This is a genomic window from Streptomyces sp. NBC_00376, assembly GCF_036077095.1.
GTDB lineage: Bacteria > Actinomycetota > Actinomycetes > Streptomycetales > Streptomycetaceae > Streptomyces.
On the sequence record NZ_CP107960.1, the window covers coordinates 5,790,576 to 5,804,071 of the forward strand.

Below are 13,496 nucleotides of genomic sequence, written 5' to 3' on the forward strand. Positions count from 1 at the left end.
CTCACACAAGGTGCACACCCGGACACGGGCGGAGTTCGGCCGGGTCGCGGCCGGGTCGGCGCCCGCTCGGCCGCCGGTCGGCCCCGGGTGGAAGTCGGCGCTCCATCCCGGACGGAAGCCACCGGTCCACCCCCGGTGGAGCCGGATGGAATTGGCGGGAACCTACAGTCCCTCCCGGTGGCCACGCCCGACCGGATCGGGGGCACTCCGCCCCCACCTCAGTGACGAGCATCACGCCGCCGTGCGATTGCGTACCGCCCATTGTGCGAACCCCACCAATGCCCCGGTCGACGCTTTGTGGGCCACTGATGGTGATCGAGCGTTAACCCGTGGGCTAACGTCGGGCTCAGTCTGTCCCCACCTGCCCTCACCCCGCGGAGTCCCGATGAGCACTGCTGCCGCCGCCCCTGCCCGCACCGGAGCGGTCCTCGCCGACCTGCTGCCCGCCGCCAGGCACCGTTACGCCGTCGACACGGCCCTGGTCCTCGGTGGCGCCGCGCTCACCGGCATCGCCGCCCAGATCGCCGTACCGGTCCCCGGCTCCCCGGTACCGGTCACCGGCCAGACCTTCGCCGCGCTCCTCGTCGGCACCGCCCTCGGCGCCCGCCGCGGCTTCCTCTCCCTCGCGGTGTACGCGCTGGTGGGCATGGCGGGCATGCCGTGGTTCTCCGAGGGCACCTCCGGAATGGGCTTCCCCTCCTTCGGCTACGTCCTCGGCATGCTGCTCGCCGCCGCCGTGGTCGGCGGCCTCGCCCGCCGCGGCGGCGACCGCTCCGTGCTGCGCACCGCGGGCACGATGGTGCTGGGCTCCGCGATCATCTACGCGGTCGGCGTCCCGTACCTGGCGCTGGCCACCGGAATGTCGGCGAGCGCCGCGATCGCGGCCGGCCTGGTGCCGTTCCTGATCGGTGACGCGGTGAAGGCCGCGCTGGCCATGGGCGCGCTGCCCGCGGCCTGGAAGCTCATCGGCCGCCGGGGCTGATTCCGTAGCTTCCCCCGAAGAGGCTCGCCGGGTCGTGGTGCGACACCAGACCGGCGAGCCTCCGCTGTGTCCGGGCGTCGTGGAAGCCCTCGGTCCGGTCCCCGCCGCCGAAGGAGAAGCCGAGCGAGCGGCCCAGGGCGTCGGGGGCGAGCAGCTCGGCCACCTCCGCGTACAGGGCCCGTACCGAGGCCACGTCCGTGCCGTCGAGCGGTGAGAGCAGCCGCAGCAGGAACCCGGCCTCGCGGTAGGGCACCGCGTTGTCGACGGCGGGCCGGGCGGCGAGCGCGCCGCCCAGGTGGTTGAGCTGGACCACGGTCATCATCGGCGCCTTCGGCCCGGTCAGCTCCAGCACGCGTCCGGCACGGTCGGCGTCCAGCCCGTCGAGCACCACGCTGTCGCCGTAGTACGCGTGCGGGAACGGCGGGTCGCTGTGAATGGTGTGGCTGTCGGCGTACGGCATCTCCCGCAGCGAATCCGCCGCCGCGGGCCCGATCGCCCGCAGCGGCGCGACCAGCCGCTCGCCCTCGGCCGTGCTGCCGGTGTACGCGACCCGTACCGAGACCACGTACCGCCCGCGCAGCGGTTTTGGCAGCTGCGGGGAGTCGGGGTACCGGACCGCCGCCAGCGAGGACGTCAGGGCGTCGGGCACGGTCCGGGTCCACTCCAGATAGCCGCCGATCACCTCTTCCGCCGCGACGCCCGCCCCGTCCGCGTGGAAGGCGATCGAGCCGCCGTACAGCCGCTCGGCCCCGACCAGGCCGATCTCCATGGCGGTCACCACGCCGAGCCGGTGGCCGCCGCCGCGCAGCGCCCAGAAGAGATCGGGCTCGCTGTCCGGGGAGACATGGCGCAGCACCCCGTCGGCCGTCACCACGTCGAGGGAGTGCACATGGTCGGCCGCGTATCCGAACTCCCTGGCCAGGACGGAGAGGCCGCCGCCGAGGGTGTAGGAGACCGCGCCGACCGACGGGGACGATCCGTTCAGCGGGGCGAGGCCGTGCGGTGCGGCGGCCTCGATCACCTGCCCCCAGGTGACGCCCGCGCCGATCCGCGCGGTGCGGCGGACCGGGTCGATCCCCACGGAGTCCATCCGGCGGGTGCTGATCAGGACCCCGCCCTCGATGGCGCCGGGCAGCCCGTGGCCGGTGGCGTGGACGCGGACCGGCAGGCCGCGCGCGGCGGCGTCGGCCACGGCGGCGCGTACGTCCTCGGCGTGGGCGGCCTCGACGACGAGGTCGGGGCGGATCGCGAAACCGGTCTGGAAACCGGACGGGGCGGTGGTGGTCATGGAAAGGCTCTCCGATCGCTCGCGCGGTGGCGTTGCGAGGGAGAGCCTTTCCGGTAAACCTGACATCGGCCGTCAGGTATTGCTGGGGGTTTCCACAGCGGTGCGGTTCTTGCGGTTCCGGACCTCACGGACCAGCGAGATCGCCACCACGATGGCCGCGACGAGCAGCGAGAGCAGCACCTGCTCGCGTCCGCTGTCGTCGGTCAGCATGTAGACGAGGACGAACGAGATCATCGCGATGGTCGCCCAGGTCAGGTACGGGAAGAGCCACATCCGTACGACCAGCTTCTCGGGCGACTCGCGCAGGATCATGCCGCGCATCCGCAGTTGGGTGAAGCAGATGACCAGCCAGACGAAGAGGGCGACCGCACCGGAGGAGTTCAGCAGGAACTGGAAGACGGTGTCGGGCCACTTGTAGTTGAAGAACACGGCGACGAAGCCGAAGACGACCGAGGACAGGATGGCGGCCTGCGGCACGCCCCGCTTGTTCGTCCGGGCGAACGCCTTCGGCGCGTCCCCGCGGCCGCCGAGCGAGAAGGCCATCCGCGAGGCGGTGTAGAGGCCGGAGTTCAGGCACGACAGCACGGCGGTCAGGACGATGACGTTCATGACCTGTCCGGCGTGCGGGATGCCGATGGAGTTGAGGGCGGCGACATAGCTGCCGTCCTTCACGATCGACGCGTCGTTCCACGGCAGCAGGGTGAGCACGATGAAGATCGAGCCCAGGTAGAAGACGGCGATCCGCCAGATCACGCTGTTGGTGGCCTTCTGGACGGCGCGCTGCGGGTTCTCCGACTCACCGGCGGCCAGGGTGACGATCTCGCTGCCCATGAAGGAGAAGACGACCATCAGCACACCGGTGAGGATGGCGCCCGGCCCCTTGGGGAAGAACCCGCCGGTGTCGGTGAGATGCGCCAGCCCCGCGCCGGGGTTGTCCGAGCCGGGCAGCAGTCCGAAGACGGCGAGCAGTCCGACGACGACGAACGCGCCGATCGCCACGACCTTGATCCCGGCGAACCAGAACTCGAACTCGCCGTACGACCCGACCGAGACCAGGTTGGTCGCGGTCAGCACGACCATCACGATCAGCGCCCACGCCCACTGCGGGACGCCCGGCACCCAGCCCTCCAGGATCTTGGCACCCGCCGTGGCCTCGACGGCGAGCACCACGACCCAGAAGAACCAGTACAGCCAGCCGATCGAGAAACCGGCCCAGCGGCCCAGCGCCTGGTCGGCGTAGGCGGAGAAGGAGCCGGAGCTGGGGCGGGCCGCGGCCATCTCGCCGAGCATCCGCATCACGAAGACGACCATCAGGCCGACCAGGGCGTACGACAGCAGGATGGCGGGTCCGGCGGCGGCGATACCGGCGCCGGAGCCCACGAAGAGGCCCGCGCCGATCACGCCCCCGATGGCGATCATCGAGAGATGGCGGTTCTTGAGTCCCGGCTGGAGACCGTCCGGGGAGGGGGAGGCGGAGGGGCTGTGGGGAGAGTCCGGCTCGCCGGGCCTCTCGACCGGCCCGGCCGTGGTGGTCTGCGACGTCATGGAATCGAATCCTTACGTTCTCGGATCACGCGATGCGTGCCCGGCCGCCGCAGTGGGGTGCGACAGCGAGTGATGCATTGAAGCCCGGAGAACCGCAAAAGCGGAACCCCTTCTTCCGGATCGTTTGCCCGATCGTTGCCCAGGTGGCCCAGCTCACACGCGATTTGCGCATCACGGTCACAGGGTGTGCGCCGCGGGTCCCCGGACGTGACGGCCGGAGCGTTCCGACCCCGATGGCGGCTACCCTGCTTCGCACGTGCCACACTCGGAACATGCGCGTGTACCTCGGCTCGGACCATGCCGGCTATGAACTCAAGAACCACCTCGTCGAGTGGCTCACGTCCCAGGGCCACGAGGCCGTCGACTGCGGCCCCCACATCTACGACGCCCAGGACGACTACCCGCCGTTCTGCCTGCGTGCCGCCGAGCGGACGGCCGCGGACCCGGAAAGCCTCGGCATCGTGATCGGCGGTTCCGGCAACGGCGAGCAGATCGCCGCCAACAAGGTCAAGGGCGTCCGTGCCGCACTGGCCTGGAGCGAGCAGACCGCCGCCCTGGGCCGCGAGCACAACAACGCCAACGTGATCGCCATCGGCGGCCGGATGCACTCGGTGGAGGAGTCCACCAAGTTCGTCGAGATCTTCCTCGCCACCCCGTACTCCAACGAGGAGCGTCACACCCGCCGCATCGAGATGCTGACGGCGTACGAGAGCACCGGCGAGCTCCCCCCGATCCCGGCCCACCACCCGCAGCAGGGCTGACCGGCCTCCACCCCTGTGCCGCCGGCGCGCCCGGCGGCACAGCCATGTCCGCCCCGCATCCCACCGAGTCCCCTGAGTCCCACCGAGTCTCACCGAGGAGAGCCGCCACCGTGCCCGAGGGACACACGATCCACCGCCTGGCCGCGGACCACCGGGACAGGTTCGCCGGGCGTCCGGTGCGGGTGAGCAGCCCGCAGGGCAAGTTCTCCGCCGGTGCCGCGCTGCTCGACGGCAGGCCCCTCACCGACGTGGACGCCCACGGCAAGCACCTCTTCCTCGGCTTCGAAGGCACCGGCTGGGTCCACATCCACCTGGGCCTGTTCGGCAAGCTCGGATTCGGTACCGTCCCGGCCCCGCCGCCCACCGACACGGTCCGGCTGCGGCTGCTGAACGGCGAGCACCACGCGGATCTGCGCGGCCCGACGACCTGCGCGCTGATCACCGACCCGGAGAAGCGCGCGATACACGACCGCCTCGGGCCCGACCCGCTGCGCACCGACGAGGACGGCGAGCGGGCCTGGCTGCGGATCTCCCGCAGCCGGATCACCGTCGCGGCCCTGCTGATGGACCAGAAGGTCATCGCGGGGGTCGGCAACGTCTACCGCGCGGAGGTGCTGTTCCGGCACGGGATCGACCCGTATCGCCTCGGCAGGGACCTCACGCGCGCGGAGTGGGACGCGATCTGGGCGGACCTGGTGGCGCTGATGCGCGAGGGCGTGCGGAACAACCGGATCGACACGGTCCGCCCCGAGCACATGCCGGAGGCGATGGGGCGCCCGCCACGCGTCGACGACCACGGCGGCGAGGTGTACGTCTACCGCCGGGCCCGCCAGTTCTGCCACATCTGCGGCGGCGAGATCCGCACCGCCGATCTCGCCGCCCGCAATCTCTTCTGGTGCCCGGGGTGCCAGAAGGCCTAGAAGGCCCCCAGGGTCTGTCCTAGAACCCCCGCGGCAGCCACGGCGCCGTGTCCGACAGGAACGCCGACGACGCCTCCGCCAGCGCACCCGCCCGCAGCTCCCGTACCCGCCCGGCCAGACCCAGCGAGCTCAGCGACTCGCCGCCCAGATAAGCCGAGCCCAACTCCCTTGCCGAGAGCGCCAGATCGGCCGCGTCCTCGGTCCGCCGGCACGTCGCGGCGCCCTTCGCGTCGGCCGTGAGCCGCCAACGCCCCGCGTTCCACGGGCAGAACGCGTCCTCCACCTCGAACACCACGTCCAGCGGGCCCCGGTACGACCGGGCCTCCAGCGCCGCCCCCAGTTCCACAATGCGCACATGGAGCGAATCGCGGACCCGGATGTTGCACCGCCGCACGTCCGACACCAGGTGCAGCACCGCGTCGTCGACCGGCCGGTTGCGGGCCACGATCGTCGTCATCAGGTCGATGTCGAAGACGAACCGCCACAGCGCCGCGTACGCCGCCGGGTCCAGGGCGGCCAGGTCGTTGACCACGACGGTGCCCTTGGGGCCGGCCGGCTCCCACTCCGGCTTCATGTGGTACGTCACATTGCCGACGATCTCCCCGTCCCGCTCCGCCAGCACGCACTGCTGCGCCGAGGAGCCCTGCCGGCCGGAGACCGGGTCGACCATGGGCTTGCGCTCCCAGCCGGGCCCGTGGACCGGGACGCCGGGACGGCCGGAGACCAGCCGCTCGTACACGCTCTCGCACGCCGCCATCGCCTCGTCCGGCTTCGCGTGACGCAACCGCACCTCGTCCGTGCCCGGCGGCACGTCCAGCCGGATCCGGTCCTTCTCGATCGTCAGCGACATCTGCCGCGAGGCGGCGCCGTAGCCGAAGCGGCCGTAGATCACCGGCTCCGAGGCCGTCAGGACGGCGATCGGCTCGCCCAGCGCGCGGATGTCGTCCAGCTGCCGGCGCATCATCGAGGTCAGCAGCCCGCGACGGCGGTGCGTGGCGGCGACGCTCACCATCGTGATTGCGGCGGCGGGCACCAGCGCCCCGCCCGGCACCGCGACCCGGAAGCTGAACGCCCCCGCCGTGCCGACCACGTCGTCGCCGTCCCAGATGCCGAGCGACCGCTCGTGCTCGGTCAGTTGCTCGAACAGCTCGCGCTCCTCGGGAGTCTCCGGGTCCCCGCCGAACGCCAGCTCCAGACACCCGAACCATTGGTTCCATTCGGACGGACGCAGTACGCGAAGCTCAGTAGTCATGGGCCATGCCTACCAGGGGGCAGGGCGGCGGGGCGACCCGATTTCGAACGCATTGTCACGGGGTCCCCCTGCACCTCGGGCGGCCGGGTAGATAGGGTCCCCGCAATGGCCCGTCGCGCAGGAGCAGACACGTACCCGGCCCGATTGCGGAAATCGGCGCACCGGGCACGCATCGCGCTGCGCAAGTCCGGGGTCGACTACTTCCGCGGCGACGGCTCGGACTGGATCGCGCTGGCCGGTCTGCTGCTCACCATTCCGGCCATCACCTGCGCCACCCTGTTCAACGCCGTGTGGTGCTCACCGGCCGCACTCGTCCTGCCGATCGTCGCGGGCGGCCTGCTGCTGCGCCCGGCCAGCCTGCTCGGCCTGTACGCCACTGCCGCCACGGCCCTGATCGTGGAGTCGCTCGCACTGGGGCCGTACGGCGACGGCCCGGCCCGGGTGACCCCCGGAATCGTCCTGGTGGTCGCGGCCTGCGGCTTCTTCGGGCTGGTCCTCGCCCAGTTCCGGGCCAGGGTCGGGGTGCCGTGGCGGCGCGGCGGCACCATGCTCTTCGACCTGCGCGAACGCATCCGGGTGCAGAGCGCGCTGCCCCGGCTGCCGCAGGGCTGGCACCGGGAGATGGCGCTGCGCCCGGCGGGCGGGCAGTCCTTCTCCGGTGACTTCGTGGTCGCCGCCCGGACCAACGGCGGACGGACCCTGGAGGCCGTGCTCACCGATGTCTCCGGCAAGGGCATGGACGCGGGCTCCCGCGCCCTCCTGCTGTCCGGGGCCTTCGGCGGGCTGCTCGGCTCGCTGCCTCCGCACGGCTTCCTGCCGGCGGCCAACGGCTATCTGCTGCGCCAGGACTGGGACGAGGGGTTCGCCACCTCGATCCATCTGGTCCTGGACCTCGAATCGGGCGACTACGAACTCCTGTCGGCCGGGCACCCGCCCGCCCTCCAGCTCCACTCGGGCAGCGGCCAGTGGGAGGAGAAGGCGGCCGAGGGGCCACTGCTGGGGGTCTACGACGGGGCGCAGTTCGACGCCGTGAAGGGCTCGCTGGCCCCCGGCGACGTGCTGATGCTGTTCACGGACGGCCTGGTCGAGGCGTCCGACCGCGATATCGCGGAAGGCATCGACCGGCTGACCGGCGAGGCCGACCGCTATGTCGCCACCGGCTTCGAGGGCGCGGCCTGGCACCTGATCGAGGCGTGCGCCAAGGACGTCAACGACGACCGGGCGCTGCTGCTGCTGTCGCGCAGGTCCTGAACGGCTGGTCCTGACCGCGCAGGCCCCTTGCGCGCAGGTCCTGAACCGCGAGGCACCGGCGCCTCCGGGCACGGGGGCGACGAACTCCGTCTCCCCGTACCCGGAACGCCGAGGGGGGCCGGCTCAGGCCGGGACCGAGAGCTTCCCGGCCTCGCTGTCACCGCTGCTGCCACCCCGGTCCCGCCCGCCCGGCAGGATGCGGGCCAGCCAGTGCGAGCGCCCGGCCGCCAGCGGGGAGAGGACCGCGAGGACGAGCACGTACCCGGCGATGAACGGCGGGAGCCGCTCGTCCAACCCGGCGCCGGCCGCCATCGTGGCGAGGATCAGCGCGAATTCGCCGCGGGCCGTCAGGGTGGTGGAGATGTTCGCCGCGGCCTGCGGGCCGAAGCCGTAGACCCGTGCGGAGACCATGCCGGAGAGGATGTTCATCGCCACGGTCAGCACGACGGCGGCAAGCACCGGCCACATCACTCCCGGTAGATCGCCGGGGTTGATGGAGAGTCCGAAGGCGAAGAAGAAGATCGCCCCGAAGGCGTCGCGCAGCGGGTGGACCAGCTTGAGGATGCGCCCGCCCGACGTCGTGCTGCCGAGCATCAGACCCACCATGAAGGCGCCGATCGCGTCCGCGACCCCGAACCACTCGGAGACCCCCGCCACGAACACGGCGGCGCCGAGAAAGGAGATGACGAGCAGTTCGTCGTCCGAGGTGTGGATCAGCTTGCTGATGAGCTTCGTGCCGAACCGGGCGGTGAGCGCGAGCAGCAGCAGGAAGCCGAACGCCTTGCCCCCGTCGAGCACCGCGGCGGCGAGGCTGTCCGAGCGCGACAGGATCGGTTGCAGGGCGGCGAGATAGAGGGCGAGGAAGATGTCGTCGACGACGATGATGCCGAGGATCGTCTTGGTCTCCGGGCTGGCCAGGCGCTTCGTGTCGACCAGGATCTTGGTCACGATGGCGGACGACGAGATCCCGATGACCCCGGCCAGGACGAGGGCCTCCGAGGTGCCCCATCCCAGCACGAAACCGAAGGCGAGCCCGGCGCCGACGTTCAGCGCCAGATAGACGGAGCCCGCGATGAGCATCTTGCGGCCGCCGGTCTTGAGGTCGTCGAGGTGGAATTCGAGACCGAGGTAGAAGAGCAGCAGCACCAGACCGAGCGCGGAGAGCATCTCCAGCTCGTGCGGGTCGGCGACGAGCACGATCCCGGGGGTGTGCGGGCCGAGCAGGATTCCGGCCAGGATGAACAGGGGGATGGTCGGCAGTCCGATGCGGCTGCCTACGCGGGCGAGAACGGCGGCGGCCAGGAAGGCGCCGCCCATGGCGATGAGCGTGTCTGCGTGTCCGATGAGCCCAGTCCTTCGTCAGGTCAAGAGAACGTCAAGGAATCGTCAGTAATTAGTTTACCGAATGATTGACCTTGCAACTGTGCCTCTCCGGGCACCGGCCCCGGGGCCCTGCCGTGACCTGCCCGGATCCGTCTTCCCCCGGAGCGGACCTGGGGTTTTCCCCACCCCCGATCCGCCAGCAGCCGCCATGTTCCCGGCCCACCCCTGATCCGTACCTTCGAATCACGGTCGAAGAAGCGGCCGTCGAGCAACGGAAGGCGGACATCATGGGGCTGCGACGCACCCGGCAGCGCGCGCAGGACAGTCGGTACCCGGCGGACTTCCACCAGGGGCCCGTCCCCGCGGACCTCGCCGTCGAACTGCGCGGTGTCCGCAGGCAGTACGGCAGGGGCGGCTCCGTCGTCCACGCGCTGCGGGGCATCGACCTGGCCCTCCCACGCGCCACCTTCACCGCGGTCATGGGGCCCTCCGGTTCCGGCAAGTCGACCTTCCTCCAGTGCGCGGCCGGGCTCGACCGCCCCACCGAGGGCTCCGTACGCCTCGGCGGCACCGAGATCACCGGCATGAGCGAGAACCGGCTCACCGAACTGCGCCGCACCCGCCTCGGCTTCGTCTTCCAGGCCTTCAACCTGCTGCCGTCCCTCACGGTCGAGCAGAACGTCGTGCTGCCCATGCGCCTGGCCGGACAGCGCACCGGCTCCGCCCGCAGCCGCCGCGAAGCCACCGAGATGCTCGACCGGGTCGGCCTCGGTGACAAGGGCCGCCGCCGCCCCAGCGAGCTCTCCGGCGGCCAGCAGCAGCGCGTCGCCGTCGCCCGCGCCCTGGTCTCCCGGCCCGATGTGATCTTCGCCGACGAGCCGACCGGAGCCCTCGACACCACCACCGCCGCCGAGATCCTCGCCCTGCTGCGCAACGCGGTGGACGGCCTCGGCGCCACCGTCGTCATGGTCACCCACGACCCGACGGCCGCCTCCTACGCCGACCAGGTGCTCTTCCTCGCCGACGGCGAGATCGTGGACCGCCTGCCGCGCGCCGACGCCGGCCGGATCGCCGCCCGGATGGCCGCACTGACCGCACGGACCGTCCCCGCCCACGCCGGAGCAGCAGCCTGATGTTCACCCCGCACGTCCCGAACGGCCTCGCCCGCGCGGCCGTTCGCTTCAAGCCCTCGTCGTTCGTCGGAACCTTCGTCGCGCTCCTGCTGGCCGCGGCGATCGTCTCCGCCTGCGGCATCCTGCTGGAGACCGGCCTGCGCGCCTCGGTACCCGCGGACCGCTACGCGAAGGCACCCGTGGTGGTCGCCGCCGACCAGCAGGTCCACATGACGGTCGGCAGCGGCGAGGGCGCGTACGACGCCGCCACCCCCGTACCGGACACCGTGCGGCTCCCCGAATCCCTGGTGGGCAAGGCCGCCTCGGCCCCCGGCGCGGCCGCCGCGATCGGGGACGTCAGCTACTCCGTACGGCAGGACGACACGCTCCTCACCGCTCACGGCTGGGGCTCCACCGCCCTCACCGGCGCGCGACTGCTCACCGGCGAGGCGCCCGGGACCGGCGAAGTCGTCGTCCCCACCGGCACCGATGCCCGGGTCGGCGAGGAGATCATCCTCGACACCCCCGCGGGCGTACGGGAGTTCCGTGTCGCGGGCACCACCGCCACCGAGGCCACCGTCTGGTTCGCCGACCGGCAGGCCGTACAGCTCTCCGGCCACCCCGGCAGGGTCGACGCCATCGCCGTGCTCGCCGCCCGCTCCACCCCCACCGGCACCCTCGCCGACCAGGTACGCGAGGCCGTCGGCCACACCGCCGGGGCCCAGGTCCACACCGGTGACGGCCGGGGCGCCGCCGAGGACGCGGAACTCGCGGGCGCCAAGGAAGGCCTCGTCGGCCTCGGCGGCTCCTTCGGCGGCGTCGCCACCATGGTCGCCGTTTTCACCGCCGCCGGTACGGTCGCCCTCTCCGTCGGCCAGCGCAGCCGCGAGTTCGCCCTGCTGCGCGCCATCGGCGCCACCCCGCGCCAGTTGCGCCGCACCATCGCCACCGAGTCCCTGCTCGTCGCCCCGCTCGCCGGAGCGCTCGGCTGTCTGCCCGGCATCGCCCTGGCCCACTGGTGGTTCGGGCAGCTCCAGAACATGGGCGCCATCCCCGAAGCCGTCGCGCTGCGGGTGTCCTGGCTGCCGCTGACCGTCACCGTGGCCGCCACGATGCTCACCGCGCTGGGCGCCGGATACTTCGCCGCCCGCCGGCCGTCGAAGACCAAGCCGGGGCTGGCTCTCGCCCAGTCCGCGGTGGAACGTCCCCCGTTCGGCTGGATCCGCACCCCGCTCGGTATCGCCGCCCTCGCCGGCGGCGTGGCTTTCGCAGGGGTCGCCGCGTCCACGAGCGGCGAGGACGCGGCGAACGCCGCACTCGGCGTTGTCATGTTCTTCATGCTCGCGGTCGGCCTGCTCGGCCCGCTGATCGCGCGGATCTGCGCCGCCGTCATCGGTTTCCCGCTGCGCGCCACCGGCGCGTCGGGCTCGCTGGCCGCCGCCAACTCCCGGACGAACTCGCGCCGCCTGGCCTCCGCGATCACCCCGATTGTGCTGGCCATGGCCTTCTCCTGCACGCTCGTGTTCATGCACACCAGCGAGGAACGGGTGATCGCACACCAGCAGCGCGACGCCGTCACCGCCGACCACATCGTCTCTGCCCCGGCCGGACTCGCCTCCGACGCGACCGAGCGGGCCGCCGCCACACCCGGCGTCAAGACCGCCGTCGGGCTGCTCCGCAGTTCCGTTCTGGTGCCCACCGGGGACGGGCAGTTCCAGAGCACTTCAGCCCAGGGGATCACCGGCTCCGGCCACGACCTCGCCAAGGTCCAGGACCTCGACGTCCGGACCGGATCGCTGACCGGCCTGCGCCCTGGCACCGTCGCCATCGACACCACCCTCGCCGGATCCACGAAGCTCGGCACGGGCGACCTGCTGGCCCTGCGTCTCCCGGACGGCACCAAGGCGACTCCGAAGATCGTCGCCGTCTACGGCCGCGGCCTGGGCACCGGTCTGGTCACACTGCCCGCCGCAGACCTCAGCACCCATGTCACCTCGCCGTACGTCTCCGAACTGCTGGTACGGGCCACACCCGCCGCCGCACAGAAGCTCGCCGCGCTCGGCACCGTCACCGACCGGACCGGCTACGCCGCCGCTCAGGACCAGAGCCGTGAGATCAACGCCTGGGCCAACACCACCATGGCCGCGGTCCTCGGCGGATTCGCCGCCGTCGCCGCGGTCAACACCCTGGTGATGACCGTCCTGGACCGCCGCCGCGAACTGACCATGCTCCGCCTCGTCGGTTCCACCCGGCGCCAGGTCATGGGCATGATCCGCTGGGAGGCGCTGCTCGTCACGGTCGCCGGTGCCGCGATCGGTACAGGCATCGCACTGGCCACACTGGTCCCGATGGTGAAGGGACTCACGGGCGAATCGCCTTACATCCCGCCGACGTTGTACGGGTCCTTCCTCGCGGCGACCATCGGACTCGGCCTGGCCGCCATGACGGTCCCGGCCCGGGCCGCCCTGCGTGGGACAACCGAGCGTCCGTAGAGTCGGGCCATGCCCACCCCACGCGCACAGCTGACCCTGGCCGAAGTCGAGGCGATCGCCCGCGAGGCCCACGCCGAACAGCGGGACAAGGCGGGACGCCCGTACACCGAACACCTCGCCGCCGTCGCCGAGGGGGTACGGATCCGGGGCGGCAGCGACGAACAGATCGCCGCGGCCTGGCTGCACGACGCGGTCGAGGACGGCGCGCTGTCGGAGCGGTGGCTGGCCGACGCCGCGCTGCCGCAGCAGGTGAAGGAGATGGTCCTCGCCGTCAGCAAACGTGACGGCGAGGACCTTCGTTCGTACACCCGGCGCATCCTGGACACCCCGGGCGCCCTGCTGATCAAGGAGTCCGACCTGGCGCACAACGCGGACCCGGCCCGCCTCGCCGTGCTGGAACCGGCGACCCGTACCCGGCTGACCGAGAAGTATGCGCAGGTACGGGCGCTGCTGGGGCTCACACCGGGCGAACCGCCCGCCGAACAATCGGTTCAAGCCAACACGGCGGAGGACTGATCAACTTCCCGGCCGGGCCCGGACCGGAGACCGGATCGGCCTCCAGACCGGATC

11 protein-coding genes are annotated in these 13,496 nt (G+C 71.8%); 7 read left to right on the top strand and 4 right to left on the bottom strand.

Annotated elements, in window-relative coordinates:
• Nucleotides 1–385: 385 nt before the first annotated feature.
• Complete coding sequence (locus OG842_RS26035; protein WP_266733034.1) at nt 386–982, top strand: biotin transporter BioY; 597 nt, start codon at nt 386–388, stop codon at nt 980–982.
• Here OG842_RS26035 and OG842_RS26040 read toward each other — a convergent pair.
• Together OG842_RS26040 and OG842_RS26045 are read right to left on the bottom strand one after the other, a co-directional pair.
• On the bottom strand, nt 963–2,270 hold the full coding sequence (locus tag OG842_RS26040) for an FAD-binding oxidoreductase (RefSeq protein ID WP_266733036.1): 1,308 nt from the start codon (nt 2,268–2,270) through the stop codon (nt 963–965). The two genes, OG842_RS26035 and OG842_RS26040, sit on opposite strands and share 20 nt — an antisense overlap.
• Before the next feature lie 72 nt (nt 2,271–2,342).
• Nucleotides 2,343–3,815, bottom strand: a complete 1,473-nt coding sequence (locus OG842_RS26045; protein WP_266733038.1) for an amino acid permease — start codon at nt 3,813–3,815, stop codon at nt 2,343–2,345.
• A gap of 272 nt (nt 3,816–4,087) precedes the next feature.
• Between OG842_RS26045 and OG842_RS26050 the strand changes: the two genes are divergently transcribed.
• Both OG842_RS26050 and OG842_RS26055 read left to right on the top strand, forming a co-directional pair.
• Nucleotides 4,088–4,576 carry a ribose-5-phosphate isomerase gene (locus OG842_RS26050; RefSeq protein ID WP_266733040.1) on the top strand — a complete coding sequence of 163 codons (489 nt, stop codon included), beginning with the start codon at nt 4,088–4,090 and terminating at the stop codon, nt 4,574–4,576.
• A gap of 110 nt (nt 4,577–4,686) precedes the next feature.
• Nucleotides 4,687–5,496, top strand: a complete 810-nt coding sequence (locus OG842_RS26055; protein WP_266733041.1) for an Fpg/Nei family DNA glycosylase — start codon at nt 4,687–4,689, stop codon at nt 5,494–5,496.
• 19 nt (nt 5,497–5,515) lie between these two features.
• Here the strand turns inward: OG842_RS26055 and OG842_RS26060 are convergent, their stop codons facing one another.
• Nucleotides 5,516–6,748 (bottom strand): GNAT family N-acetyltransferase, encoded by a 1,233-nt coding sequence (locus tag OG842_RS26060; RefSeq protein WP_266733043.1) that lies wholly within the window; start codon nt 6,746–6,748, stop codon nt 5,516–5,518.
• Nucleotides 6,749–6,853: 105 nt separating this feature from the next.
• Between OG842_RS26060 and OG842_RS26065 the strand changes: the two genes are divergently transcribed.
• Nucleotides 6,854–7,999, top strand: coding sequence for a PP2C family protein-serine/threonine phosphatase (locus OG842_RS26065; RefSeq protein ID WP_266733045.1), 1,146 nt, complete (start codon nt 6,854–6,856; stop codon nt 7,997–7,999).
• Between the two features lie 123 nt (nt 8,000–8,122).
• Here OG842_RS26065 and OG842_RS26070 read toward each other — a convergent pair whose 3' ends face one another.
• Nucleotides 8,123–9,316, bottom strand: a complete 1,194-nt coding sequence (locus OG842_RS26070) for a cation:proton antiporter (protein ID WP_266733047.1) — start codon at nt 9,314–9,316, stop codon at nt 8,123–8,125.
• Between the two features lie 293 nt (nt 9,317–9,609).
• On the opposite strand from OG842_RS26070, the gene OG842_RS26075 reads away from it, so the two are divergent.
• Genes OG842_RS26075 through OG842_RS26085 form a run of 3 tightly spaced genes read left to right on the top strand, consistent with a single transcriptional unit; the run spans nt 9,610 to nt 13,442 of the window.
• Entirely contained in the window at nt 9,610–10,455 is an 846-nt protein-coding gene (locus OG842_RS26075) for an ABC transporter ATP-binding protein (RefSeq protein WP_266733049.1), read from the top strand.
• The gene (locus tag OG842_RS26080; protein ID WP_266733051.1) at nt 10,455–12,926 is read left to right on the top strand and encodes an FtsX-like permease family protein; all 2,472 of its coding nucleotides are present in this window, start codon (nt 10,455–10,457) and stop codon (nt 12,924–12,926) included. Before OG842_RS26075 ends, OG842_RS26080 begins: the two co-directional genes overlap by 1 nt.
• A 9-nt stretch (nt 12,927–12,935) precedes the next feature.
• Nucleotides 12,936–13,442 (top strand): HD domain-containing protein, encoded by a 507-nt coding sequence (locus OG842_RS26085; protein ID WP_266733053.1) that lies wholly within the window; start codon nt 12,936–12,938, stop codon nt 13,440–13,442.
• Nucleotides 13,443–13,496: the final 54 nt, after the last annotated feature.